Annotated in this window: 26 protein-coding genes and 1 riboswitch; of the genes, 15 read left to right on the top strand and 11 right to left on the bottom strand. The window is 68.9% G+C overall.

Annotated elements, in window-relative coordinates; genetic code table 11:
- The first annotated feature begins 273 nt into the window (after nucleotides 1-273).
- The 3 genes from OHA77_RS31650 to OHA77_RS31640 all read left to right on the top strand — a co-directional run bounded on the left by OHA77_RS31650 (nucleotide 274) and on the right by OHA77_RS31640 (nucleotide 4,245).
- On the top strand, nucleotides 274-1,860 hold the full coding sequence (locus tag OHA77_RS31650) for a phytoene desaturase family protein (RefSeq protein WP_406313012.1): 1,587 nt from the start codon (nucleotides 274-276) through the stop codon (nucleotides 1,858-1,860).
- Entirely contained in the window at nucleotides 1,857-3,578 is a 1,722-nt protein-coding gene (locus tag OHA77_RS31645; protein ID WP_326824540.1) for a SpoIIE family protein phosphatase, read from the top strand. The genes OHA77_RS31650 and OHA77_RS31645 overlap by 4 nt, the downstream gene beginning before the upstream one ends.
- Nucleotides 3,579-3,672: 94 nt before the next feature.
- The gene (locus OHA77_RS31640) at nucleotides 3,673-4,245 is read left to right on the top strand and encodes a TIGR03086 family metal-binding protein (RefSeq protein WP_406313011.1); all 573 of its coding nucleotides are present in this window, start codon (nucleotides 3,673-3,675) and stop codon (nucleotides 4,243-4,245) included.
- On the opposite strand, the gene OHA77_RS31635 is transcribed toward OHA77_RS31640, so the two are convergent.
- The gene (locus tag OHA77_RS31635; RefSeq protein ID WP_406319904.1) at nucleotides 4,242-4,319 is read right to left on the bottom strand and encodes a 50S ribosomal protein bL37; all 78 of its coding nucleotides are present in this window, start codon (nucleotides 4,317-4,319) and stop codon (nucleotides 4,242-4,244) included. The genes OHA77_RS31640 and OHA77_RS31635 overlap by 4 nt on opposite strands.
- A gap of 191 nt (nucleotides 4,320-4,510) precedes the next feature.
- Here OHA77_RS31635 and OHA77_RS31630 point away from each other — a divergent pair, with 191 nt between their 5' ends.
- From OHA77_RS31630 to OHA77_RS31615, 4 genes are all read left to right on the top strand, one after another.
- Entirely contained in the window at nucleotides 4,511-5,107 is a 597-nt protein-coding gene (locus OHA77_RS31630; RefSeq protein ID WP_406313010.1) for an HD domain-containing protein, read from the top strand.
- A gap of 83 nt (nucleotides 5,108-5,190) precedes the next feature.
- Nucleotides 5,191-5,991, top strand: a complete 801-nt coding sequence (locus OHA77_RS31625; RefSeq protein WP_406313009.1) for a DeoR/GlpR family DNA-binding transcription regulator — start codon at nucleotides 5,191-5,193, stop codon at nucleotides 5,989-5,991.
- Nucleotides 5,988-7,067: a galactose-1-phosphate uridylyltransferase gene (gene galT / locus OHA77_RS31620; RefSeq protein WP_406313008.1), complete on the top strand. Its 1,080-nt coding sequence runs from the start codon at nucleotides 5,988-5,990 to the stop codon at nucleotides 7,065-7,067. The genes OHA77_RS31625 and galT overlap by 4 nt, the downstream gene beginning before the upstream one ends.
- Nucleotides 7,068-7,138: 71 nt before the next feature.
- Nucleotides 7,139-7,274, top strand: a riboswitch (cyclic di-AMP (ydaO/yuaA leader).
- Nucleotides 7,275-7,315: 41 nt separating this feature from the next.
- Nucleotides 7,316-8,251, top strand: a complete 936-nt coding sequence (locus tag OHA77_RS31615) for a coiled-coil domain-containing protein (protein WP_406313007.1) — start codon at nucleotides 7,316-7,318, stop codon at nucleotides 8,249-8,251.
- 260 nt (nucleotides 8,252-8,511) lie between these two features.
- Here the strand turns inward: OHA77_RS31615 and OHA77_RS31610 are convergent, their stop codons facing one another.
- The 3 genes from OHA77_RS31610 to OHA77_RS31600 are packed head-to-tail and all read right to left on the bottom strand — an operon-like array spanning nucleotide 8,512 to nucleotide 10,024.
- On the bottom strand, nucleotides 8,512-9,459 hold the full coding sequence (locus OHA77_RS31610) for a CU044_5270 family protein (protein WP_406313005.1): 948 nt from the start codon (nucleotides 9,457-9,459) through the stop codon (nucleotides 8,512-8,514).
- On the bottom strand, nucleotides 9,452-9,850 hold the full coding sequence (locus tag OHA77_RS31605) for an RNA polymerase sigma factor (protein ID WP_406313004.1): 399 nt from the start codon (nucleotides 9,848-9,850) through the stop codon (nucleotides 9,452-9,454). The genes OHA77_RS31610 and OHA77_RS31605 overlap by 8 nt, the downstream gene beginning before the upstream one ends.
- A 33-nt stretch (nucleotides 9,851-9,883) precedes the next feature.
- A complete protein-coding gene (locus OHA77_RS31600; protein ID WP_406313003.1) occupies nucleotides 9,884-10,024 on the bottom strand; it encodes a hypothetical protein in 141 nt (46 codons plus the stop codon).
- Between the two features lie 373 nt (nucleotides 10,025-10,397).
- Between OHA77_RS31600 and OHA77_RS31595 the strand changes: the two genes are divergently transcribed.
- The gene (locus OHA77_RS31595; RefSeq protein ID WP_406313002.1) at nucleotides 10,398-10,904 is read left to right on the top strand and encodes a DinB family protein; all 507 of its coding nucleotides are present in this window, start codon (nucleotides 10,398-10,400) and stop codon (nucleotides 10,902-10,904) included.
- Here OHA77_RS31595 and OHA77_RS31590 read toward each other — a convergent pair.
- Nucleotides 10,891-11,421, bottom strand: coding sequence for a MarR family winged helix-turn-helix transcriptional regulator (locus OHA77_RS31590; protein ID WP_326824549.1), 531 nt, complete (start codon nucleotides 11,419-11,421; stop codon nucleotides 10,891-10,893). The two genes, OHA77_RS31595 and OHA77_RS31590, sit on opposite strands and share 14 nt — an antisense overlap.
- 64 nt (nucleotides 11,422-11,485) lie before the next feature.
- Nucleotides 11,486-12,796 (bottom strand): M50 family metallopeptidase, encoded by a 1,311-nt coding sequence (locus OHA77_RS31585; protein WP_326824550.1) that lies wholly within the window; start codon nucleotides 12,794-12,796, stop codon nucleotides 11,486-11,488.
- A 192-nt stretch (nucleotides 12,797-12,988) separates the two neighbouring features.
- Here OHA77_RS31585 and OHA77_RS31580 point away from each other — a divergent pair, with 192 nt between their 5' ends.
- Entirely contained in the window at nucleotides 12,989-13,594 is a 606-nt protein-coding gene (locus OHA77_RS31580; protein WP_326824551.1) for a response regulator transcription factor, read from the top strand.
- An 84-nt stretch (nucleotides 13,595-13,678) separates the two neighbouring features.
- Here the strand turns inward: OHA77_RS31580 and OHA77_RS31575 are convergent, their stop codons facing one another.
- Nucleotides 13,679-14,794 (bottom strand): PP2C family protein-serine/threonine phosphatase, encoded by a 1,116-nt coding sequence (locus OHA77_RS31575; RefSeq protein WP_326824552.1) that lies wholly within the window; start codon nucleotides 14,792-14,794, stop codon nucleotides 13,679-13,681.
- A gap of 139 nt (nucleotides 14,795-14,933) precedes the next feature.
- Here OHA77_RS31575 and OHA77_RS31570 point away from each other — a divergent pair, with 139 nt between their 5' ends.
- Together OHA77_RS31570 and OHA77_RS31565 are read left to right on the top strand one after the other, a co-directional pair.
- Nucleotides 14,934-16,142: a GNAT family N-acetyltransferase gene (locus tag OHA77_RS31570; RefSeq protein ID WP_406313001.1), complete on the top strand. Its 1,209-nt coding sequence runs from the start codon at nucleotides 14,934-14,936 to the stop codon at nucleotides 16,140-16,142.
- A gap of 51 nt (nucleotides 16,143-16,193) precedes the next feature.
- A complete protein-coding gene (locus tag OHA77_RS31565) occupies nucleotides 16,194-16,370 on the top strand; it encodes a hypothetical protein (protein ID WP_406313000.1) in 177 nt (58 codons plus the stop codon).
- 133 nt (nucleotides 16,371-16,503) lie between these two features.
- Here the strand turns inward: OHA77_RS31565 and OHA77_RS31560 are convergent, their stop codons facing one another.
- The gene (locus tag OHA77_RS31560; protein WP_326824555.1) at nucleotides 16,504-16,971 is read right to left on the bottom strand and encodes a ribose-5-phosphate isomerase; all 468 of its coding nucleotides are present in this window, start codon (nucleotides 16,969-16,971) and stop codon (nucleotides 16,504-16,506) included.
- Nucleotides 16,972-17,068: 97 nt separating this feature from the next.
- Between OHA77_RS31560 and def the strand changes: the two genes are divergently transcribed.
- Entirely contained in the window at nucleotides 17,069-17,557 is a 489-nt protein-coding gene (gene def / locus OHA77_RS31555) for a peptide deformylase (RefSeq protein ID WP_326824556.1), read from the top strand.
- Nucleotides 17,558-17,617: 60 nt separating this feature from the next.
- Here the strand turns inward: def and OHA77_RS31550 are convergent, their stop codons facing one another.
- From OHA77_RS31550 to OHA77_RS31540, 3 genes are all read right to left on the bottom strand, one after another.
- Nucleotides 17,618-18,046, bottom strand: a complete 429-nt coding sequence (locus OHA77_RS31550; RefSeq protein ID WP_406312999.1) for a hypothetical protein — start codon at nucleotides 18,044-18,046, stop codon at nucleotides 17,618-17,620.
- Nucleotides 18,047-18,165: 119 nt separating this feature from the next.
- Entirely contained in the window at nucleotides 18,166-19,575 is a 1,410-nt protein-coding gene (locus OHA77_RS31545) for an aldehyde dehydrogenase family protein (RefSeq protein ID WP_406312998.1), read from the bottom strand.
- Nucleotides 19,576-19,853: 278 nt separating this feature from the next.
- Nucleotides 19,854-20,474, bottom strand: coding sequence for a disulfide bond formation protein DsbA (locus OHA77_RS31540; protein WP_326824559.1), 621 nt, complete (start codon nucleotides 20,472-20,474; stop codon nucleotides 19,854-19,856).
- 221 nt (nucleotides 20,475-20,695) lie between these two features.
- Here OHA77_RS31540 and pepN point away from each other — a divergent pair, with 221 nt between their 5' ends.
- The 3 genes from pepN to OHA77_RS31525 all read left to right on the top strand — a co-directional run bounded on the left by pepN (nucleotide 20,696) and on the right by OHA77_RS31525 (nucleotide 25,241).
- Entirely contained in the window at nucleotides 20,696-23,263 is a 2,568-nt protein-coding gene (gene pepN, locus OHA77_RS31535; RefSeq protein ID WP_406312997.1) for an aminopeptidase N, read from the top strand.
- A 248-nt stretch (nucleotides 23,264-23,511) separates the two neighbouring features.
- Complete coding sequence (locus tag OHA77_RS31530) at nucleotides 23,512-24,474, top strand: hypothetical protein (protein ID WP_406312996.1); 963 nt, start codon at nucleotides 23,512-23,514, stop codon at nucleotides 24,472-24,474.
- A gap of 170 nt (nucleotides 24,475-24,644) precedes the next feature.
- Complete coding sequence (locus OHA77_RS31525; protein ID WP_326824562.1) at nucleotides 24,645-25,241, top strand: TetR/AcrR family transcriptional regulator; 597 nt, start codon at nucleotides 24,645-24,647, stop codon at nucleotides 25,239-25,241.
- The last annotated feature ends 48 nt before the right edge of the window (nucleotides 25,242-25,289 follow it).

Below are 25,289 nucleotides of genomic sequence, written 5' to 3'. Positions count from 1 at the left end.
CGTGGGCGTTGCCGCGGCTGACGGTCGGAGAAGTCGCGGGGTTTCGGGAATTCGACGCGGGAGGCCGATCGATCCAGCCGTGACAGAGGGTGGCTCCCTTGCGGTGGAGGCGCGATGAGTGCGAAAGCCTACGATTTCTACACAAACCTCACATATCGGTACATCATCACGAGATCGACAAATATTTAGAAATCTCCGTCAAATGCGGGCTTCGGCATAGATCGTTCTTTACGATTCTCCAGGAAGGGCAGTCAAGTCGCACTGGAGGAGAACGTGACGGAGTTCGACGGCGTCATCATCGGTGGCGGTCACAACGGGCTCACGTGCGCCGCCTATCTCGCCAGGGCGGGTCTGTCCGTCGCGGTCGTCGAGCGCAACGACGAGGCGGGCGGCGGCTGCAGCACTCAGGAGCTGACCCTTCCCGGATTCCGGCACAACACCCACAGCAGCTACCACTTCCTGGAAGAGGGACCGGTCCCGGCCGATCTCGAACTCCAGCGGTACGGCCTGCGTTACGTCTATCCCGAGACCCAGCACTCCACGATCTTCAGGGACGGCCGGGCGATCACGGTCTACACCGACGCCAAGCGCACCGCCGAGTCCTTCGCCCGATTCTCCCGCGCAGACGCGGACCGGTGGCTGGAACTGCACGAGCGCTACGCCGAGGCAGCCCGGGATCTGATGAACGGTTTCCTGTACTCCAGACCGCTGCCGCCTCCTGTGCTCGCCGAACGGCTCCAGGGCGAGTTAGGCCGGGAGCTGTTGAGCTACATGCCCCTGTCGCTGTATGAGGCGGTGGACAGGAACTTCGAGAGCGAGCAGGTCAGGGTGCTGTTCAAGTCCTTCCTACATGCCATCTCGATCGAGAACGTGCCCGGGACCGGCGGTTTCTTCCCTCGCCTGCTCTCCCGGATCGCCAGGCTCGGCGTGCCCGTGGGCGGCGCCGTGAACGTGGCGAACGCGCTGCGGGGCGTCATCGAGGAGCACGGCGGCACAGTGATCACCGGAGCGCACGCCGAGCGGATCCTCGTCGACGACGGCCGGGCGGTCGGAGTCAAGCTGGCCACCGGTCCCCTTCTCCGTGCACGGCGGTTCGTGGCCAGTGCCGTGGACGCCCCCCAGACGGTACGGCTGGCGGGCCCGGAGAACTTCGGCGCCGAGATCGCGGCCAAGGTCGAGGACTACAGATGGGCCGGGCACAGTCTCGTCACCCTGCATCTCGCCCTGGAGGAGGCGCCGCGCTATCGGGCGGCCGAGTTCGAGCCCGATGTGGACCGGGCCTTCCTCGTCGTCCTCGGCGCCGACGACAGCGAGCAGCTCGGCCGTACCTTCGACCAGATCCACCAGGGACGACTCCCCAACCGGCTGGCGGGCAACGGCGCGTGTCCCTCGCTGTTCGACCCCTCCTACGCTCCGGACGGCAAGCATGTGGCCTTCTGGTGGCCGTGGGCCCCCTACGACCTCGACGGTGATCCGGAGAACTGGGACCGCCAACGCGTGGAGGTGGGTGAGCGGCTGCTGTCGGAGTGGGCCGAGTACGCGCCCAACCTCGCCAAAGGCGCGGTGCTCGGCAAACGGGTCTTCTCCCCGCTCGACATCGAGCGGCACTGCGTCAACATGGTCCGCGGCAGCCACCACGTCGGTGCCTACGAACCCGTCCAGCTTGGCGGCAACCGGCCGGTCCCCGAGCTCGGGCAGTATCGCACCCCGATCGACGGCCTCTATCTCTGCGGCGCGAGCAGCCACCCCGGCGGCTCGGTCTCCGCTGCCCCCGGGTACAACGGCGCCAACGCCATCGCCGAGGACCTCGGCCTCACCACCTGGTGGACTCCCGTCCCGGCCCCGCGGTGGAGCGAATGAACCGTCAATTCGTCACCAAGGACCCGGCCGCCGCGGCACCTCGGATGAGCAGCCCCGCCACCATGCACGAGCAGCTGTCCCTGCTCAACGCGGCGAGTAAGCGGATCGGCAGCACCCTCGACATGTTCGAGACCGGCAGGGAGCTGATGGACGTCGCCGTGCCGCGCTTCGCGGACGCGGCGGGCATCCTGGTCCAGGACCGGCTCATGACCGACGGGGAGTTCCCGCAGCGCAGTACCGACGGCACGGCACTGGTGCGGCGGATCGCGGTCGGCGTGTCCGACCCCGAGCCCGGCGAGTACGCCAGGGCGTTCCCAGTCGACGAGGTCGCCGTCTACGAGGCGTGGACGCCCTATGCCCGGTGCATGGCCACCGGCAATCCGATCCTCTACCCCCGGCTGGGCCGCCGGACCGCCGAGGAGATCGGGCGGTTCTGGAAGCGCGACTCGGTGTCCCGGGTGCTGGAAGACAGCTCGTTCCTGGTGGTTCCGCTGAAGGCGCGCGGCCAGGTGCTGGGATTCGTCATCTTCACCCGCAGGCCCGACACGGAGCCGTTCGAGGAACAGGACATCGCCCTCGCCGAGGAACTGGCGGCCAGGACCGCGGTCTGCCTGGACAACGCCCGGCTCTACAACCGCGAGCGCCGTACCGCGCTGACCCTGCAGAGCAGCCTGCTCCCGGCCGACCTCTACCATCCGCTGGGTCTGACGATCGCCTCCCGCTACCTGCCCGCCAGCGACCTGGTGGGGGTGGGCGGCGACTGGTACGACGTGATCCCGCTGCCCGGCTGCCGGGTCGCCCTCGTGGTCGGCGACGTCATGGGGCACGGCATCAGGGCGGCCGCCACGATGGGCCAGCTCCGCACGGCCGCCCGCACCCTGGCCAGCCTCGACCTCAGCCCGGCCGAGGTGCTGTTCCGGCTCAACCGGATGAGCCAGGACCTGGACGCCACCCAGATCGCGACATGTGTCTACGCCACCTACGACCCGGTCACCAGGAGCTGCGCGATCGCCTCCGCGGGGCACATGCCACCGATTCTGGTACGGCCGGGTGAACGGCCCGAACGGTTGGAGCTGCCCCCCGGGCTCCCGCTGGGCATCGGCAACGAGACGGTCGAGATGCACGAGCTCGTCCTTCCGCACGACGCCCTCCTGGCCTTCTACACCGACGGCCTGGTGGAGAGCCGGGAGCGTGACATCGACGAGGGCATCGGCATGGTGTGCGATCTGCTCGCCGACCGGAACCAGGACCTGGAGGAGGTCTGCGACCGTACGATCGACGCGCAGCGCCCGGGGCACGAACGCGACGACATCGCGCTGCTGCTGGCCCGGGTACGAGAGCTGGGCGAGGACGACATCGTCGAGATCACGCTCGACCCGGACCCCCGTTCCGCCTCGACGGCCCGCCGCTCCGTCCGCGCCACGCTGACCGAGTGGCGGCTGGACGCGATCGCCGACGCCACCGAGCTCATGATCAGCGAACTGGTGACCAACGCGATCAAGCATGGTTCGGGCACGGTCGGACTGCGCCTGCTCCGCGGTCCCACACTCGTGTGCGAGGTGACCGACCACTCTCTCGTGATGCCGGTCATGCGTGAGGCCGGCAGCGAGGACGACACCGGTCGCGGACTCCACCTCATCAACTGGCTGGCCCACCGCTGGGGCTCCCGCGTCACGCCGAAGGGCAAGGTCGTCTGGGTGGAGCAGAGCCTGCCGTGAGACCAAGCGCCGAAGGCGCCGAGCATGCCACTTGGGCACGATGACGACGCTCCTCCCAGGAGTTACGGTCGAAATGACGACTCGGGAGGACATGATGACTATCGATGCCCGTGAGGCCTACCGACGCGCGCTGGACCACTTCGGCGCCCTCGTACACCAGATCAGGCCCGAGCACTGGGACAACCGGACACCCTGCGTGGACTGGGATGTGCGCGCCCTGGTCAACCATGTGGTCGGGGAGAGTCGATGGGCCTCCCACCTGCTTGCCGGACGGCCCGTCGCGGACGTCGGTGACGCCTTCGATGGCGACCTGCTCGGTGACGACCCCGTGAAGGCGTTCGACATCTCGGCGATAGCCGCCGTCCAGGCGATGGGCGAGGAACGATCGCTGACACGCGTCGTCCATCTGTCGTTCGGTGACGTGTCCGGCGAGGAGTACATCAACGAACTGTTCGCCGACGCCCTCATCCACACCTGGGACCTCGCACGCGCCATCGGCGCCGACGAGCGGCTCGACCCTGAGCTTGTCGAGGCCTGCGCCATCTGGTCCGCCGATGCGAAGGAGACGGGCGACCGCCCGACCGCGACCACCGGAGAGCCCCGGTCCGCGGCCTCGGCCGCCGACCTCCAGACCAGGTTGCTCGCCTCATGGGACCGGCACGGCTAGTGGGCCGCCGGCCGCCTGCCGTGGTTGGCCTTCCGTTTCCTCCGTGCCCGGCTCTTACGCGCCCGCCTGCCCATGCCGACCGCCCTTCTTCCAAGGTCCGGCCTTCACATTCCTCCCTGCCTGCCCGCCGTACAAGGCCTTGGATAGATCTGTACGGTTATGGCCCATTCATATTGGTTTTCTGGGGTTTTCCTGCCGACCGGATCCCCGCCGGCCCCGGCAGAGCGGTCGACACGACCACCGGCCATGGTTTTAGGGTTCGCACATGAGTACGGAACTGATGGACCGCTGGAGAGCCCTGGCCGGACCCGAGGCGGAGAATCTCGGCCGGGAACTGATCGCCCGGTACGGCGAGCCGCACCGCAGCTATCACACCGCCGACCACTTGAAGGCCACCCTGGCCCACATCGACATGCTGGCCCAAAACGCCGCGGACCCCGACCTCGTACGGCTCGCGGCCTGGTTCCACGACGCCGTCTACGATCCGCGGCGCGACGACAACGAGGAGCGCAGTGCCCGGCTGGCGGAGCGCGCGCTGCCCGAGATGGGGCTGCCCGCCGATGCGGTGGCCACGGTGGCACGGCTTGTCAGGCTCACCGCCACCCACGACCCCGCACCCGACGATCCGGACGGCGCCGTGCTGTGCGACGCCGATCTGGCGATCCTGGCCACCTCGCCCGAGATCTACACGGCCTATGCGGCGGCCGTACGTCAGGAGTACTCCTTCGTCCCGGACGACGCCTTCCGGGAGGGCCGGGCGGCCGTGCTGCGCTCGCTGCTTGACCGGCCTGCGATCTTCCGGATCGCGGATCTGGAGGCGCAGGCCAGAGCGAACATCCATGCCGAGCTTGACCGGCTGTGAACAGCTATTCACCAGGATTCAACACCGGCAACCGATGGGACTTGTGATAATTTGGTGGAATCTGTTTGATTAGGGAGTGGTCAATGCTCGCCCAGCAGCGGCAGCAGGCGATTCTGGACCGGGTTCGCAACAGTGGCGGGGTCAGGGTCGCCGACCTCGTCCGCGAGTTCGGCGTGTCCGACATGACGATCCGTAGGGACCTCGAAGTACTGGCCGAACGCGGGCAGGTGGCGAAGGTGCACGGCGGAGCCACCGCCGCCGGGCCCGGTTCGACCGAGGAGCCGGGATTCGCCGTCAAGTCGATGCGCCAGCAACCGGAGAAGGAGGCGATCGCCCGGCACGCCGCCCGGCTTGTCCGGCCCGGCACGGCGATCGCGCTGTCGGCGGGGACGACGACCTGGACACTGGCCCACTTCCTGGTCGACGTGCCCGATTTGACGGTGATCACCAATTCGATCTGGATCGCCGACGTCTTTCACCGCTCGCCCCGCGCCGACCGCACCGTCGTACTGACCGGCGGCGTCCGCACCCCCTCCGACGCGCTGGTCGGCCCGGTCGCCGTGGCGGCGATCCGCCGGCTCCACGTGGACACCCTTTTCCTCGGCGTACACGGAATGAGCGCCCGCGCCGGGTTCACCACCCCCAACCTGCTGGAGGCGGAGACCGACCACGAGCTGGTCGCCTCCGCGCACCGCCTGGTGGTGCTCACCGACCACACCAAGTGGGGAACGGTCGGGATCAGCACGATCGCCGAACTGGCCCGGGCCCACGTGGTGATCACCGACCCGGGCCTGCCGGACGAGGCCCGCGACGAGCTCGCCGCCCAGGTGGGAGAGCTGATCATCGCTCAGCCGCAGCCAGAGAACGAGGCCCTCATCCGATGAAGCGCACGATCACCCACCTGGCGGACGGCCGGGAACTGTTCTACTTCGACCGGAACGACGACGCCGACCGCGGCGCGCTCGACGAGCGCGATCTTCCGCCCCGCCCACCGGCCTCCGAACTGCGCTACGACCCGCTCACCGAGGAGTGGATCGCGGTGGCCGGACATCGCCAGGGCCGCACCTTCCTCCCACCGGCAAGCGAATGCCCGCTCTGCCCGTCCACTCCCGGCCACCCGACCGAGATCCCTTCGGGGGCCTACGACGTGGCCGTCTTCGAGAACCGCTTCCCCTCTTTCTCCTTCCAGACGGGTGAACACATCGAGGTCGGAGGGCTGAGCGAGGTCCGCCCGGGGATCGGCCGATGCGAGGTGGTCTGCTTCACCTCCGATCACGACTCGTCCTTCTCCCGCCTGTCCGCCGACCAGGTCGAGCTGGTCATGGAGGCCTGGATCGACCGTACGGCGGAGCTGTCCGCGCTTCCCGGCGTGGAGCAGGTGTTCTGCTTCGAGAACCGGGGCGCGGAGATCGGCATCACCCTGGCCCACCCGCATGGCCAGATCTACGCCTACCCCTACGTGACCCCGCGCACCAGGCTGTCCCTCGGCGCGGCCGGGCGACATCGGGAGCGGACGGGCGGCAACCTGTTCGCCGACGTGCTCGCCGCCGAACGCGAGGCGGAGGTCCGGGTGGTGGCGTCGAACGAGCACTGGACGGCCTTCGTCCCCGCCGCGGCGCGCTGGCCCGTGGAGGTCCACCTCTACCCGCATCGGCAGGTCCCGGATCTGTGCGCGCTGGAGGCCGCCGAGCGGGCGGCGTTCGGCCCGCTCTACACGGACGTGCTCCGCCGTCTGGACGGATTGTTCGGTGTGGCCATGCCGTACGTCGCGGCCTGGCACCAGGCGCCGGCGCGTGTCGGCCGCGACCTTTCCTACGCGCATCTGGAACTGTTCAGCATCCGCCGGGCGCCGGACAAGCTGAAGTATCTCGCCGGATCGGAGGCCGCCATGGGCGCCTTCGTGAACGACGTCCTGCCGGAGGAGACGGCACGCCTGCTGCGATCGATTGTCACAGGATGATCACTGATTGATCTCGGATTAAGGTCGCATTACCTCGTATTTACCACTACCATCCTCACCCATCGGACCTTGTGTCCGATATGCCTAATTCCGGGCGCGTCGCCCGGGAGCCGGGGAACCACCGCATCTGGGGTGAACCACTTCGGTGGAAGGGCTTCCTCCAGCCCGAACCCGTCAGCTAACCCGGCAGGCGTAAGGAGAGGAGAGTCGTGGCGGCTCTGTCCCCCACGTTCCGTCGCCATGCGGCCTTGACCGTTTCCGTGATTTCGGCCCTCACGTTCACCCTGGGCACCGTGTCCACCGGCAACGCGGCCCCCAAACCGGACGAGTCCCAGCTCCGTGCCGAACTGACAACGTTGAACAAGAAGGTCGACAAGCTCATCGAGGCCTACGCGGCCAAGCGCGAATCCCTCAAGAAGGCCCAGGACGCCGAGGGAACGGCCAAGACGGACCTGCGCAAGGCCGAGGAGGCCTACGCCGAAGCCGAGCAGCGGGTCGACTCCATCGCACAGCTCAGCTATCAGAGCAACACAGGCGACCTGCCCTCGCTGCTGTTCTCCACCGACCTGAGCGGTGCTGTGATCATGGAGCAGTTCGCCGCCCAGGAGAGCGCCTCCCTGCAGGGCTTCGCCCGGAGCCGGGACCTCAGGAAACAGGCGGCGGACAGGGCGTCCCTGCTCACCAAGCAGATCACCGAGGAGGCCGGAGCGGTGGAGGTTCAGCGCAAGGAGGCCGAGAAGGTGATCGGCGACATCGAGAAGAAGCTCGACGCGCTCGTCCCCACCGGCTCCGGCCGCCGTGCCGACGGCACCTGGTCTCCCCAGTTGCCCACGGGTGCCGACAACATCACCGACCGCACCCGGATCATGCGCGGAGCCGTTCAGAACCGCTTTCCCCTCCCCTACGAGATCGGCTGCTACCGGGCCGAGAACGACGGCGGCGAACATCCGCTCGGCCGGGCCTGCGACTTCATGATGAGCACCGGCGGGTCGATGCCCTCCGCGGCCCACGTCGCCCTCGGCGACGAGATCGCCGCCTGGGCCATCAAGAACAGGGCCACCCTCGGGGTCAAATACGTGATCTGGCGCCAGCGCATCAACTCCGGCTCCGGTTGGAGCTCAATGTCCGACCGCGGCAGCGTCACCGCCAACCATTTCGACCATGTCCACATCTCGATGCTCTGAGAAGGGGTCGAACAGCATCTGATGCGCGATGGTGTCCAGGGTGAAACAGGTCTCGGTGAGAGATGCCGCACACCTGGTGCTCGCGAACGGCGTGGTGCCGCTGCATCCGCAGGACGCGGTGTTGACCGTACGGCGCGGCACGCGCCGGCAGTGGACTCCGACCTGCCCAGGCGAGATGACTCCATCTCATGGATCGGAGCTGACCGAGGCGGACGACGGCCGCACCGAGATCAACCCCTCGCCCTCGCCCCGGTCAGGCCTCAGCGGGGCCGCTTGTCCGTCCATTCGGTCTGCATTGTGACGGTCCCCTTCGTGGCGTGCGTCAGACCGCCGCTCCAGGGGATATAGAAGCTGGTGTCCCGCAACTGCGCGGCCTCCGGGTCCACGACCAGCTCGACCTGACTGGACGACAGGGTGACCTGAAGCCTCTGCCCACCGCCGTCCGTCTCGCCCAGGCTCCGCACGTTCGGCAACGACGCGATCGCCCGGAACGCGGCGGCGCGGAGGTCCGGTTCGACGGGTGCTTGGCTGATCAGCGAGGTCAGCGCGTAGAAGACATAGTCGTCCTGGTCGCCGTCGGACGGCCGCCCGGCGCTCGTCCTGATATCGCCGCTGTCGACAGCGTCGGCGATCCCCGTCCGCAGCCGCTCCACCAGCGCGTCTGGATCGGCCGGGAGCCGACGCAGTTCCTCATAGCTCATTTCCAGGGGACCGAGCCGGAACGGCCGCAGACCGGTGAAACGTAGTATGGTCTCCTTCCGGCTCAGGGACGGTAGCTTGGCCCAGCTCCGACCGTCTCGCCGGAACCAGTACTCCGCCTGCTTGTCTGCGATCACCTGGCCGCTGTCGTCCTTGTACACCTCGGTGACGTGCCAGTATGCGCCGGACGGTTCGGGCAGGTTCTCGGCGGTGGTGGCGGCTACGAGCAGGACATGTGCGGCGGACAGCGCGGACGCGGGAGACTGCGTGGGTTGCGTGGACTGCGCCGATGGCGCCGGGGCGGTGGGGGACATCGAGCCGGTGACGACCACGATCACGGCCGCCGTCGTGGCCGCCACAGCCAGGCCGCCCGCCAGCCAGCCCGGCCGCCGCCGGGACGGGGTGCGGCCGCGCATCGTGCCTTGGAGCCGGCGCCTACCGCGATCGACCGCCTCTCGCGGTGGCTCCGGCTTGGCCAGGAGAGTACCGATCTCGCGCAGCTCATCCATGGAAGGCCTCCTGATCGAGGGAATCGTTGATCTTCTTGCGGGCCCGGCTGAGCCGGGAACCGACCGTCCCGTAGGAGACGCCGAGCGCCTCGGCCACCTCCTGGTGGGTCAGCTGGCCCAGGGAGACGAGCGTGATGACGTCGCGCTCACCCTTGTTCAGAGTGGCGAGAGCCTTGGCGAGCTGCGGCTTCATGCGCTGGGCGGCCACCGAGTCGACGACCGAGTCCTCGTGGCCACCGGCCTCCGGCTCGGCCGACACGCGGGCCAGTGCCCGATAGTGACGGGTCTCCTGGCGCCGGTGCCGGGCCATCAGGTTCGTGGCTATGCCGAACAGCCACGGGCGCAAACCACCGCGTGCAGGGTCGAACCGGTCACGGTCTCGGAATGCCAAGCAGAACGTCTCCGCTGCTATGTCCTCGCCCGCCTACACGTCCAGCCGTCCGGCGACGTACAGGTAGATGTCGCGGAAATAGCGGTCGTAAACGGCCGTGAACAGTTCCGGATCGGCTCGGAACCAGTGCACGAGCTGGGCGTCGCTCACTTCCTCGCGGGTTTCGGCGGTCATGTGCTGATTTCTGTCATACGGGCATCTCCGGCACAGGGCTCAATCTCGGGTATCACGAATGCTGTCACCGGTACTTCGCCGTAACGCGAGATCTCTTTCCCGCTCATCACGCTGACGGCGCTGCGCGCTCGTCGCGCACATGGACGAGGAACTCACCGAGCTTTTCGGCACCGTCCTACGACGCGGCGGGCGCCCGGTCGGCAACGTCTGGAGCTTCGGTCCCTGACAACATGCCGCCCGGTGGGTTCAACCGGACCGAGGCCGATCCTGATGGCTGCCATTCACACACGCTGAAAAGACCCCCCGCCACCAAAGGCGCATCCGGCAGATAACGATGTGACAGTGACCATGCACCCGGTCATGATGGGGCCTCATGACCGACCTCCGCATTGATCCCCCCTATGTCGCCGACGAGCTCCCCATGCTGCACTCCTGGCTGGACTGGCATCGGGAGACCCTGGCCACCAAGTGCGCCGGCCTGTCCGAGGAGCAGCTCCGGCTACGCGCGATCGCACCGTCGACGCTCTCCCTGCTGGGGCTGGTCCGCCACCTGACCGAGGTGGAACGCTACTGGTTCGGCGACATCCTCAACGGCGAGAACAACCCGGCGCTCTACTGGACCGAACAGGAGCCGGACGGCGACTTCGACCTCGTGGACACCGCCTCCGCCGAGGAGGCGTTCGCCCGCTGGCAGGCCGAGATCGACCGCGCCCGTGAGCTCTCCGCCGGCCTGCCCTCCGAGGCCGTGGGCAAGCAGCAGCGCAAGGGAGAGAACGTCTCACTGCGCTGGATCCTCATCCACATGATCGAGGAGTATGCCCGGCACAACGGCCACGCCGACGTCATCCGCGAGCAGATCGACGGCGTCACCGGGGAGTAGTGGGCTCCGAGGTCCCCTCGACCGCCTCGGCGATCATCTGGTCGAGGTTGACCAGGTCTGCCGGATGGGCCACGGCCGCTTTGGCGAAACGGGTGAGCAACCGGGCGAAGATCTCACGATCCGCCTCATCCCAGTCGGCGATCAACCCGTCCAGGTAGATACGCCGGTGCCGGACGACCACATCCAGCACCCGACGCCCCCGGTCGCTCAGCACCAGCCGGGCGCGCCGGGCGTCCACTTCCGACTCCTCGCGTTCCACGAACCCCGCGCCGATCGCATCGTTGACCAGCCTGCTGGCCGTGGACGGATCCACGTCCAACTGCTCGGCGACGGCACCGACGGTCACCTCGGGCAGGTCCAGGCTTAGTTTGTGTACGGCGTGGACGACCATCACGTTCGACAGCTGCACCGGCCGCTGTGGCTCTCCCGGCTTGCGGGAACGCAGTGGCCGCGCCCAGATCCGGCGCAGGCGGAACAGCGCCACGTCGATCGCCGCTCCCGGCGTCCCGTCCCTCACGAGCAAACCCTACCGGTGGGGACGGTCCGGCCCGTGCCCGTCGCGGCCCGGCAGGCCGGCCGGGTCAGCCCGCGAGGCGGATCGGGTTCACCAGGTCGGCGTAGAGAAGCAGGCCGAACAGGATCATCATCGTGAAGGCCAGCGCATAGGTCAGCGGGAGCACCTTGGCGATGTCCACGTGCGCCGGCTCCGGCCTGCGGGTGACACGGGCGAAGGCCCGCTTGATCCCCTCCCAGAGCCCACCCGCGATGTGGCCGCCGTCGAGAGGCAGCAGGGGGATCAGGTTGAACATGCCGATGGCCAGGTTGAATCCGGCGAGCAGGCTCAGCAGGGCGACGAACTTGTTCTCGGCGGGGGCGGCGGAGGCGGCGATCTCACCGCCGATCCGGCCCGCTCCGACCACGCCGACCGGGCCGTTGGGGTCACGTTCGTCCCCGGAGAAGGCGGCGTTCCAGACGCCGACCATCTTCTGCGGCAGATCGACCATCGACTCGGCGACCCTGCCGGTGAGATCCACCATGTGGCCGACCACGTAGCCGAAGTTCTGTCTCTCCATGACCTGCGTGGGCGCGACACCCAGGAAACCGACGTTCTTCTCGATCTTCTCCGGGTCGTCGAGCGTCGGCCGGTCCTGGGAGATCAGGGTGACGTTCAGCGTCTGCGGTCTCCCGTCCCGCACGATGCCGAGGGTGATCGCCCCGGCCCCGTTCGCCCTGATCTTCTTGGTGGCCTCCTCCCAGGAGGAGACCGGCACACCGTCGAACGCCACGATCCTGTCGCCGGGCTTGACACCCGCCTGCGCCGCGGGCGTCGGCGGGTCGGCGGGGGTGCACGACCGGCCCGGCTTCAGCGACTCGCTGTAGGGGATGACGCACTTGGTCATCCCCGAAACGACCGGCTTCAGCACCGGGACGCCGAAGCCCATGATGACGATGGCGAAGATGACGAACGCCAGCACGAAGTTCATCGCCGGGCCGCCGCTCATGATGATGACCTTCTGCCACCAGGGCTTGCGGTAGAAGACCCGGTCCTCGTCACCCGGCCGGACCTCCTCCAGCGCGACCTCGCGGGCGTTCTCGATCAGGCCCTGCCACGGTCCGGTGGCGGTCGAGCGCACCTTGCCCGGAGCGTCGGTGGGCCGGGGCGGGAGCATGCCGATCATGCGGATGTAGCCGCCGAACGGGATCCACTTCACGCCGTACTCGGTCTCGCCCCTGCGCCACGACCACATGGTCGGCCCGAAGCCGATCATGTACTGGGTGACCTTGACGCCGAACCGCTTCGCGGGCACCAGGTGGCCGATCTCGTGCAGCCCGATCGACACCACCAATCCCAGGGCGAAGACGATGACCCCGATCAGGAAGAGCCAGCTCACAGGTCCATACCCCCGGTTGCGGATTATCGACGACGCCCCATACGAGATTAGCCGAAGTATTCGGGACCGGAACCCCCCGGCGGCAAGGCCTGTCGATCGCGCCACTTGCGCGAACTTTGCGAAATGGAGACACTTTGTTTACGTTACGCAGTCGTTTGATCACCCATAGATGACGAGAGTGCGAGGAGTGCTTTGATCGGGATCCTGGTGGCCGAGCACATTCCACTGGTACGGCGAGGCCTGGTGGCGGCGCTGGAGTGTGAGGCCGACCTGAAAGTCGTCGCCGACGTGGACAGCGGAAAAGACGTCGTGCCCTCCGTTCTGGAGCACGGGCCCGATGCGGCGGTCATCAACCTAGATCTCCCCGGGGTCGACGGGTTCACCGCGGCCCTCCGGCTGCACGAGAGCGCCCCCGGCTGCCGGGTCCTGCTGCTGTCGCGAGACCCCAACCCCGGTCAGGTCCGCCGGGCGTTCGCCGTCCACGCGCTCGGATTCATGAGCCTGAACGTGGGGCCCGAGCAGCTGGCCGAAGGCGTCCGCCAGGTCGCGGCCGGCCGGCGGACGGTGGACTCGGAGCTCGCGGTGGCCGCCCTGGAGTCGGCCGAGAACCCGCTGACCCCCCGAGAGCTGGACGTCCTGCGGCTGACCGCCCAGGGGGCGCGCTCCAACGAGATCGCCGACCAGCTGTTCCTGTCGGTGGGAACGGTCCGGAACCACATGTCACGGATCATGTGCAAGACGCACGCCCGCAACCGCCTCGACGCCGTGCGGATCGCCGGCGACTCCGGCTGGCTGTGACGGCGCGCGGATCCACGCCCTCAGGGAGGGCGGACGTGCTCGCTGTGACGGCGCGCGGATCCACACCCTCAGGGGCGGTCGTGCTCAGGGACGCCAGATGAGGATCAGGGCGCAGTCGTCGTTGTGCCCCGCCGACATCGAGGTGACCAGCTCGCGGGCACCTTCGCGGAACCCGGAGGGCAGCATCCGTTCGGCCTCGCCCAGCAGACGGTCGAGGCCCGCGTCGATGTCACGGCCGGGCTGCTCGATCAGCCCGTCGGTGTAGAGCATGAGCGCCTCGCCCTTGCGGAGCGTGCCGCGGTCCGGCTCACAGTGCAGGTCGGGGACGATGCCCAGAACCACGCCCTTGGCCGGAGAGACCCGCCAGGTGCCGGCGCCCGCCTCGAACTTGACCACTGGCGGGTGCCCGGCCGAGGTGATCACGTATTCGCCCGTGACGAGGTTGAGCCGCACATGGACGGCTGTGACGAAGCCCTCGGCCTCGCGCAGACGGTGCAGGTAGGTGTTGCAGGCGGGCAGGAAGTCGGTGACCGAGCCGAGCAGCCCGCCGAAGGTGCCTGACAGCATCAGGGCCCTGGTGCCCGCGTCGACGCCCTTTCCGGACACGTCGACCAGGGCGAGCTCCACCGTGTCGCCCTCGCGCATGGAGACCAGGAAGTCACCGCCGAAGGAGGAGCCGCCGGCCTGTTCGAGCACCACCCGCGAGTCCCAGTCCTTGGGCAGCGGGGGCAGCTCGCTCTGGCTCTTGAGCCGGTCACGCAGCTCCAGCAGCATGACGTCGCCGCGCAGTCCCTGCACGCCGAGCTTGCCCCGGGTGCGGGCCATCAGCGCCGCCAACACGGTGGTGAACCCGAATGTGGCCAGCAGGCCCGGACCGATGTGTCCCACTCCGCGCACGATGCCCACATAGAGCAGGGCGGCCGCGACCGCGCACAGCAGCTTGGCCAGGCTGCGCAGCCTGAGCTGGAGACCACCGACGAGAGTGATCGGGATCATGAGCGCCGGTGAGAACCACTCCATGGAGAACCGGGCGGCCAGGCCGCCGAGCACCAGGCTCAGCACGATCAGCGTGATGAGCAGGTTGCGGTCGCGGGCCAGTGGCCCACGGCGCAGGAAGCGCACGATGGGCACCAGGAGGGGGACCCGCACCAGGAACGCACGGAGCCCCGGAGGGATCAGCGGCACGGGACGGGAACTCATGATGGGTTCGACTGTATAGGGCCGCTCCCCGTTTGGGCAGCCCACTTGACCAATGCCTTGATCATTAAGGGCGGATATTGAATGGCCGGAACGGTTTGCCCCATCTACCGTAGGAAAAATGAGCCTTAATCTGCGCCCGATGACCGAGAACGAGTGGTCCGACTGGATGGCGCTGGACGAGGAGGCGTTCGGCAACGCCGTACCCCCGCACAGGGCGGAGCTGTACCGGGGCACGACCGAGTTCGACCGTTCGCTGGGCGCATTCGAGGACGATCTGCTCGTGGGCGTCACCGCGGTCTGCAGTTTCACCATGACGGTCCCCGGCGGGCCGATCCCGGTCGGCGGCGTCACCGCGGTCGGCGTGCTGCCCTCGCACCGCCGCAGGGGAATCCTGTCCGCGCTGATGACCCGCCAGCTCAACGACCTGCACGAGCGGGGCGAGGCGGTGGCCGCGCTCTATGCCTCCGAGGCGGCGATCTACGGACGCTTCGGCTACGGCAGGGCCGCCGACAACCTCTTCTTCGACATTCCCACGCGGGGTGCGACCTTCGCCGGCCACGCCCCGACCGACCCGGCGCTACGGCTGCGCGTCGTCAGGCCCGCCGAGACCAGGGCGGTCTTCGAGAAGGTCTTCGAGGCCGCGCTCGACAGCCGTCCGGGACTCTACGCACGCACGCCCGGACGCTGGGACGTGGTGCTCTCGGACCACGAGGCCGACCACAGGGGCGCCGGGCCGCTGCGCGCCGTGGTCGTCGAGGACCACGGGGGTCCTCGCGGCTACGCGCTGTTCCGGATCAAGGCGGGTGCCACCGAACACGACATGCCCGACGGCGAGCTGCGGCTCAGGGAGCTGTTCGGCCTGGACCAGGCCGCCTACGCGCTGCTCTGGCGGCACCTGCTCGACCGCGACCTGGTCGTGCGCGTCCGGGCCGCGCAGCGTCCCGTCGACGATCCGCTCATCCACCTGCTGGCCGAACCGCGCCGGCTCAACGCGGGGTGGCTGGACGACCTGTGGGTCCGTGTCGTGGACGTCGAGCGGGCGCTGCCCGCGCGCCGCTACTCGGCACCCGTGGACGTGGTGATCGAGGTCGAGGACGCGCTCTGTCCGTGGAACGCCCGCCGTTGGCGGCTGTCGGCCGACACCTCCGGTGCCCGGTGCGTGCCCACCGAGGAGCCGGCGGACCTGACGCTGCCGGTCGACGCGCTGGGCGCGGCCTACCTGGGCGGCCGTCCGCTCACGCCGCTGCTGGCGGCGGGTGCGGTGCGCGAGGCGCGGGCGGGAGCCGTACGGGAGCTGTCCGTCGCGATGTCGTGGGAGCCCGCTCCCTGGGCCGGTCTGGTCTTCTGACCGGACCGGCGGTGAGCGTGGCACGCGGGGCCGGCGGGTAAGGGTGACGGCATGGCGTTGCAGAGCTTGCAGATAAGCGCGATCACCGCGATGCGGGCCAGGGATGTCTCCCGGCCCACGCAGGAGCAGCAGGACGGCGCCGACCGGCGCCCACTCCGTGACGAGACACCACGCCGGGAGCCCGCACGCAGGGAACCGCCCCGCCCCAGGCCGGCCCCCTCCTCCTGAAGCCCGCCGGGGGAAAGGCCCGGCCGTCGAACCGCCTGCCCGACCGCGACGGGCGAGCGGGCGGGTTCCGGCGGAGGGGCCGGTCCGGGCCTACGGCGAGCGGGCGGGTTCCGGCGGAGGGGCCGGTCCGGGCCTACGGCAGCGAGGGGAGCTGGCCGATGGTCTCGTAGGAGGTGAGCTGCGCGATCCGGCGGTTGTGCCGCTCGGCGCCCGAGTAGGCGGTGCCCAGGAAGACCTCGACGAACCGGGTCGCGTCCTGCTGCGTGTGCATCCGCGAGCCGACGCTGACGACGTTGGCGTTGTTGTGCTCGCGGGCGAGCGTGGCGGTCTCCTCGCTCCACGCCAGGGCGGCGCGGACGCCGCGCACCTTGTTGGCCGCGATCTGCTCCCCGTTGCCCGAGCCGCCGATGACGACTCCCAGGCTGCCGGGGTCCTCCGCGACGCCTTCGGCCGCCCGTAGGACGAACGGCGGATAGTCGTCCTCGGGGTCGTAGACGAACGGCCCGCAGTCCGTCACCTCGTGGCCGTGCTCCTTCAGCCAGGAGACGATGTGATTCTTGAGCTCATAGCCGGCATGGTCGGCACCGATGTAGACGCGCACCCGCCCAGTTTCGCAGGTGTGTGTGGACGGCTCGACCCCCACCCCCACTAGAGTAACGACCGGCATGCCATTCCAACCCTTACAAGAGAGAGTCCCCATGCGTGACATCCGAGTGGTCGGGGATCCGGTCCTGCGCACGCCCGCCGAGCCGATCGTCGACTTCGACCGTGACCTGCGCCGCCTGATCGACGAGATGTTCGCCGCCATGTACGCCGCGCAGGGCGTCGGCCTGGCCGGTCCGCAGGTCGGCGTGGCGAAGCGGGTCTTCGTCTACGACTGCAGCAACCGCAAGGGTCATCTGATCAATCCCGTGCTGACGGTCGACGACGACACGGAGGTCCTCGACGAGGAGGGCTGCCTGTCCGTGCCCGGCCGCGAGACCGGCACACCGATCTACGCCAGGACTCCCCGGGCCGCCGGGGTCACCGTCCGCGGTTTCGACCGTCTGGGCCGGCCGGTCCAGCACAAGGCGCGGGGCCTGCTGGCGCGCTGTTTCCAGCACGAGAGCGACCACCTCGACGGGCGGCTCTACGTCGACCGCCTCGCCAAGGACGCCGCCCGGAAGGTCCTCCTCCAGGCTCCCTGACCGGGCGCCCGGAAGGTCCTCTTCCGGGCTCCCTGAGCGGGCGGGCCGGGCGCCGCGCCCTCAGCCGGCTGGAGCCGCGGCGGTGCTCCGGCGCAGCGGCCAGGCCGCCAGGCCGAGCCCGGCCACGAGGAGCAACGCGATCATGACCCACTCGTTCGAGCCGCCGGGACCGTAGACGTGCCCCCGGCGGCCGGTGTCGAAGGCCCTGACCACCTGCCCCGGGACGAGTGTCCCCCGGTCGGTGCCGTAGAGCGCGACCTCCGGGCGCGACTGCCGGCCGCTCCGAAACTCCCCCAGCCAGCTGCACTGCTCGTGGCCGGGATGCTGGACGCACTCGACCTGACGGGCGGTGAAGGTGCCCCAGGTGCCCTCACCGCGCAGTGCCGCCAGGGCCGGCCCGAGGTTCTGTACGGCGAGCAGCACCAGCGCCAGCCCACCCACGATGATCACCAGGTCGAACGCGCCCAGACGTTTGGTGCCCAGTTTCATTCGGCGCCCTTCGGAGAGGCAGAACATTCCTCAGGACTGGTTTACCCGGAACCTCCCGCGACGGCCATCCCTGCGGCGTCGCTCAGCACTTTCGAAGAAACCGGCAGTGGCCTCCCGGGTCACAACTGAATCGACTTGATCTCCAGATACTCCTCGAGTCCGAACTCGCCCAGCTCACGTCCCAGGCCCGACTGCTTGTAGCCACCGAACGGGGCCAGGGGGTTGAACTGGCCCCCGTTGACGGCCACCTGGCCGGTGCGCAGTCGTCGCGCGACGGAGATCGCGTGCTCCTCGTCGCCCGCCCACACCGCACCGGCCAGGCCGTAGGGAGTGCCGTTGGCGATGGTGACGGCCTCGTCCTCGCCGCGGGTGTAGGGGATGATCGTCAGGACCGGGCCGAAGATCTCCTCCTGCTCGATCACCATTCCCGGCTCCACCCCGGCGAAGACCGTGGGCTCCACGTAGAAGCCCCGGTCCAGGGGCCGGTCGGTGCCTCCGGCGACCAGCCGGGCGCCCTCCTCCTGGCCCCGGTTGATGTAGCGGACGACCCGGTCGCGCTGCGCGGCGGAGACCAGCGGGCCAAGGCGGGTGAGCTCGTCGAAGGGATCACCCACGGTGTATTTTCCGGCGGCCTCGACGGCGAGCCCGACGGCGTCGTCGTACTGGTCCCGATGGACGATCATGCGCGTCCATGCCGAGCAGGTCTGGCCCGAGTTGAGGAAGGCGTTGGCCACGGTCACCTTGGCCGCCACGGCCAGGTCCGCGTCCGGCAGGACCACACTGGCCGACTTGCCGCCGAGTTCCAGGGCCACCCGTTTGACGGTCTCGGCGGCGAGCGAGGCGACCCGCCGGCCGGCGCTCGTGGAGCCGGTGAACGACACCATGTCCACATCGGGGTGGGTGACCAGCGCCTCCCCCGTCACCGGACCGTAGCCGCTCACCATGTTGAACACCCCGGCGGGCAGCCCGACCTCGTCGAAGATCCCGGCGAGCGCGAAAGCCGCCAGCGGCGCCACCTCACTGGGCTTGAGCACCACCGTGCAGCCTGCGGCGAGAGCCGGACCCACCTTGCACACGATCTGGTGGAGCGGGTAGTTCCACGGCGTGATGGCGGCGACCACACCGACCGGTTCGCGGAAGACGCGGGAGTTGCCGACCCGGCCGCCCTCGAAGTCGTAGGTCTCGGCCAGCTGGCCGTAGGAGGCCAGCACCCCGGCCGGCATCAGCGTCTGCACCTTCATCGCCACGCCGTACGGTGCACCCATGTCCGTGGCGATGATCCTGGCTATCTGGTCGGAGCGTTCTCGGATCAGCTCGGCGGCCGCGGCGAGGAGTTTGCCCCGCTCGGCGGAGGGCGTGCTCGACCACGAGGGCAGGGCGGCACGGGCCGCCGCCACGGCGGCCTCGACGTCGGCCGGCGAGCCCGCGGGCACCCTGTCGATCGTCTCCTCGGTCGCGGGGTTGACGACGTCGATGCTCTCGCCCGACGCCGACGCCCGCCAGGCTCCGTTCAGATAAAGGTGACGCATGACTCTCATCCTTGCGTGTGAACTGTCATAAGGCGAGAGCCCAGCAGGTCACGGAAGACCGACTCGACCGCATCGAGATCGCAATTTGGCCGAATACGGCTTTCCCGCTTCGAGTCTGTGGCCGCCCTCCGCGAGGAGGGTACGGCGAAGCACCCTTATAAGTAACAAATTACCGAGATACTTAAAAAGTTGTAATATTCGGATAAGAGTGAATGATCACCTTCACCGAGAACCCGTCCCACCCGGTCAGGCGTTCCAGGAAGGACGGGTCCCGCAGGTCAGTCGAAGATCGGTCCCCGGGTGCGGGAACGCTTGAGCTCGAAGAAGCCGTCGACGCCGGCCACCAGGCGGACACCGTCCCAGAGCCTGCCGGCCTCCTCGCCCTTGGGCGCGGGTGAAACGACCGGGCCGAAGAACGCCACGTCCTCAACCGAGATCACCGGGGTGCCGACCTCCTGGCCGACCCGGTCGATGCCGTCGTTGTGCGAGGCGCGCAGAGCCTCGTCGAACTCCTCGGAGTCCATCGCGTCGGCGAACGCGCGGTCGAGCCCCGCGGCCTCCAGCGCCTCCTCGACGGTCTCGCGGAGCGTGTCGAGCTGCTTGAGCCGGCCCTGGTTGTGGAAACGGGTGCCGAGCTCGGTGTAGAGCCGGCCGACGGTCGCGGAGTCGTACTTCTGCTGCACGGCGGTGACCACGCGGACCGGGCCGAGAGCCTTGCCGATCATCTCGCGGTAGCTCTCGGGCACGTCCTTGCCCTCGTTGAGCACGTTCAGGCTCATGATGTGCCAGCGCGGCTCGATCGGCCGCACCTTCTCCACTTCCAGCAGCCAGCGGGAGGTCATCCACGCCCAGGGGCAGAAGGGGTCGAACCAGAGGTCGACCGGGGTGCGCTCAGTCATCTCTCAGCTTTCTGATCGTGAAGTTTCTTCACGTAACGACAACCCACGGCGCCGAGTTTCCTATTCCGCTTATCGGTTATCCCGTTGACTGGCCGCTTTATCCCCAGATGAAGTGATCTGCTCGTCTCAGGGCCTTCCGGGCGACGATCTTCTGTCTCACGTGGCAAGATTCAGGAACCCCTTCGCAACGGAGCGGGGGAAGTTGTGACGAGGGAGCGGTAGTGGCAGGCAATCTGACCCGTGACGAGGCTCGTGCGCGCGCGCGTCTGCTCAGTGTGCAGTCCTATGCGGTGGAGCTCGACCTGACCGAGGGTGAGGAGCGCTTCGAAAGCGTCACCACGGTCCGGTTCACCAGCACCCGGCCGGGCGCTGACACGTTCATCGACCTAGCCGACGCCAAGGTGCGCAAGGTCGTGCTCAACGGCACCGAGCTGGACGTGAGCGCCTACGACCAGGAAACGGGGCGGCTGCCGCTGCCCGGACTGGCCGAGACCAACGAGCTGCGCGTCGACGCCGACTGCTCCTACACCCGCACCGGTGAGGGCCTGCACCGCTTCGTCGACCCGGTCGACAAGAGCGTCTATCTGCACAGCCAGTTCGAGACGGCCGACGCCCACAGGATGTACGCCTGCTTCGACCAGCCCGATCTGAAGGCCACCTTCGAGCTGACGGTGCTCGCGCCCTCCTACTGGGAGGTCATCTCCAACTCCGCGCCCGACTCCGCCGAGGAGCTGGTGGAGCACCGCGGCCGTCACGGTGCGCTCCAGGCCGCCAAGCGCTGGCACTTCCCCGCCACCCCGGTGCTGTCCACCTACATCACCGCCCTGTGCGCCGGGCCGTACCACAAGGTGACCTCCGAGCACGACGGCATCCCGCTCGGCCTCTACTGCCGGGCCTCGCTCGCCGAGCATCTCGACGCCGACAACCTCTTCGAGATCACCCGGCAGGGTTTCGACTTCTTCCACAAGGTCTTCGGCGTCCGCTACCCGTTCAAGAAGTACGACCAGCTGTTCGTGCCCGAGTTCAACGCGGGCGCGATGGAGAACGCCGGCTGCGTGACCTTCCTGGAGGACTACGTCTTCCGCTCCCGCGTCACCGACGCGATCATCGAGCGGCGCGCCGAGACGATCCTGCACGAGATGGCGCACATGTGGTTCGGTGACCTGGTCACCATGCGCTGGTGGGACGACCTGTGGCTGAACGAGTCGTTCGCCACCTACGCGTCGGTGCTCTGCCAGGCCGAGGCCACCCGCTGGGGCCAAGGCGCATGGACGACCTTCGCCAACGTGGAGAAGTCCTGGGCCTACCGCCAGGACCAGCTGCCCTCGACCCACCCGATCGCCGCCGACATCGTCGACATGCACGCGGTCGAGGTCAACTTCGACGGCATCACCTACGCCAAGGGCGCCTCGGTGCTCAAGCAGCTCGTCGCCTACGTGGGGCTGGACAACTTCCTGGCCGGCGTCCGCGACTACTTCAACGAGCACGCCTGGGGCAACACCACCCTCGCGGACCTGCTGGCCGCGCTGGAGCGCACCTCGGGCCGCGACCTGTCGTCGTGGTCCAAGGAATGGCTGGAGACCTCCTGGGTCAACACACTGCGCCCGTCGTTCACCACCGACGCGGAAGGCCGTTTCCTGGAGTTCGAGGTGCTGCAGGAGGCTCCGGCCGACTACCCGACGCTGCGCTCGCACCGTGTCGCCATCGGCCTGTACTCCATGCAGGGGGACGCGCTGGTCCGCACCAGGCGGGTCGAGCTCGACGTGGTCGGCGCGCGTACGGCGGTGGCCGAGCTGGTCGGCGAGGTCCAGCCCGATCTTGTTCTGATCAACGACGACGACCTCACCTACGCCAAGATCCGGCTCGACGAGCGTTCGCTGCGGACACTGGTGGACGGTGGCATCGCCCGGTTCACCGAGTCGCTGCCGCGCGCCCTGTGCTGGTCGGCCGCCTGGGACATGACCCGTGACGCCGAGATGTCCACCCGCGACTACGTCGCCCTGACCGTCTCCGGCATCGCGTCGGTCAAGGACATCACCGTCGTGCAGTCGGTGCTCCGCCAGGCCCGCCTGGCCGTCCAGCAGTATGCCGACCCGGCCTGGCGTGCCCAGGGGCTGGCCCTGCTGACCTCCTCCCTGCGCTCCCTGGTCGCCGGGGCCGAGCCCGGCTCCGACCACCAGCTCGCCTACGTCAACGCCCTGTCCGCCGCGGCGACCTCCGCCGAGGACCTGACGTTCCTGGCGGGCCTGCTGGACGGCTCGACCGTGCTCGACGGCCTGACCGTGGACACCGACCTGCGCTGGACACTCATCCAGGCCCTGGTCTCCGGCGGCGTGCTCGGCGAGGACGACATCGCCGAGGAGCTCCTGCGCGACGCCACCGCCACCGGTGAGCGCTCCGCCGCGCTGTCGCGGGCGGCGATCCCGACGGCCGAGGGCAAGGCGAAGGCCTGGGCCGCGATGACCGAGGGCAAGCTGAGCGGCGCCGTGCTCCGCTCGACCATCCTCGGATTCATGGACCCGCGTCACCCGGACCTGCTGGAGCCGTACGCCACGGAGTACTTCGAGGCGATCGGCCGGATCTGGAAGACCTGGACCTTCGACAGCGCCCAGAACTTCGCCATCGGCTGCTATCCGGCCCTGGCCATCTCCCCGGCGACCGTCGCCAGGACCCAGGACCTCATCTCCGCCGAGGAGCCCCCGCACGCCCTCAGGCGCCTCCTGCTGGAAGGCGCCGACGGCATCGGCCGCGCCCTGCGCGCACAGGCCAAAGACATCTCTGCGGCCTGACACCCACACTCCGAGCGCCCTCCGCCGCCAGGCGGGGGGCGCTCGCGTGTTCACCGGCCCCGGAGCGACCGAGCCGGTCAAGAGGAGCACGACGCGCATCGCCGCCGTCGTCATCGCACCCTTCGCCCGGTACGGCGACCACCCGCCGATCGGTGGTAAAAATATGCTTTACCTGGGAGAACGGATTAAATCCGTACTATGCGTTGATAGCGCTATTTGCCATTCGGACGCCATGAGAAGGTGATCAAGTGGAATCCGCACGTGATCTACTCGTCTCCCTGGCGCGCCGGTATGCCTTCGGCGACCTCGGAGCGCTCGCCCCGGGCATCGTCGAGGACGCGGGCGAGATCGAGGCGGTGTGCGAGTTCGGGCAGCGACTGCTCTCGCTCGACGCCGAGGACTTCGCCGTCGAGGCGCGGGCCGTACCCAACGACCTGAGGCGCCGGGCACGGGCGTGCACCATGCCGCAGACCCCGCGAGAGCAGCCGCGTGGCGCACTGGAGTCGCTGCGGCCCGCCTACGGGCTGCTGCTGGAGACGATCGCGGTCCGGTGGCACCGGCGGGAGCTGAGCCCCATGGTCGCCGCCGTGCACATCGCCAGCGAATATCTGCCGCTGCTCGCCTTCGAGCCGGTGCTCGGCCACGCGGGCGACCCGGTGCGCTGGCCCCCGGGTCTCAGCGCGCCGGACAGCAGGTTCGGCGTGATCGGCGACCGCGCGTGCGACCACACGAAGTCGGAGCAGTCGGCCGCCAACCGGACCCTGCGGGTGGCCGGGGAACCCGCCGAGGGCTGGCGGGCCTACCTGGACCGACAACACAGCCAGGCCTCGGGCGCGTTCGCCACCTGCGTGGCCACCTGCCGCAACCCCTGCGCCGCGATGGACTGGGTGGAACCCGGCCGCCGCGAAGACCTCTCCGTACGCGCCCGGGTGGCGCTGACCTTCGCCGACACCCCGCTGGTACGGCTGCGCCACGCGGCACCGGTGGGCCACGGATTCGGTGTGCCCTCCCCCGAGGAGGTCCTCGAAGCCTGGCAGCGCAGCCAGACGATCCTGAGTAAGAACGAGGTGGGCAACGAGGCGAGCAGGGACGACGGCTTTCCCCTGCCGGGCCTGCCCAGCCTGTTCTCCGCCATCGCGGCCGCACCCGTGCTCCCCTCGACGGTCCTGAAGGACACCACCGCCCATCTGGTGAAGCTCCTGCGGTCCTGAGGGACCGGGGACCGGAACGTCCGCCGCCGCGGACCTGAGACCGGAGACCGGAGCGTCCGCCGCCGCGGACAGCACGACCATCCGCCCCCACCGGAACGGACACCGCATCTCGACGGGGAGAGCGGGGCACAGTTTTGCATTGATCGATGTAAAACGTGTAGCGTGCCCCCATGGCTCGACCGAGGACATTCGACGAGGAACGGGTGCTGGACGCGGCGATGCGCGCCTTCTGGGCCAACGGCTACGAGGCCACGTCGACCCGGGACCTGTGTGACGCCGTCGGCCTGGACCGCAGCAGCGTCTACAACGCCTTCACCAGCAAGCACGAGCTGTTCAAACGCGCGCTGATCCGTTATATCGACACCATGACCACCGCCCAGCTGGAGATCCTGGAGGACCGGGGGCGGCCGGCCACCGAACGGATCCGCGCGCTGTTCGCCAAGATCATCAATGACGAGTCCGAGAACCGGCGGAACGGCCGCGGTTTCGGCTGCCTGACCGTCAACACCACGGTGGAGCTCGCCGGACGCGACGCGGAGATCACCCGACTGCTGGATCGCGACATGACCAGGCGGCTGGAGTCCTTCCGGGCCGTCATCGAGGCGGGGCAGCGCGACGGCGACATCGCCTCCACCCGGGACCCGGACGCCCTCGCCCGGTTCGTCAACACCGTGATCGCCGGAATCCGGGTGGCCGCCCAGGGCGGCGCGGACCGCGCCGCCCTGGAATCCGTCGCGGAAACGGCACTGGACGCCCTGACCCACTGACCCACCGACCCACCGACCCACCGACCCACCGACCCACCGACCCACCGA

The organism is Streptosporangium sp. NBC_01639, from assembly GCF_045209755.1.
In the GTDB taxonomy this organism is placed as follows: Bacteria; Actinomycetota; Actinomycetes; order Streptosporangiales; family Streptosporangiaceae; genus Streptosporangium.
The sequence above is the reverse complement of the archived record's forward strand: the minus strand, read 5'-3'. Positions and strand labels throughout refer to the sequence as shown.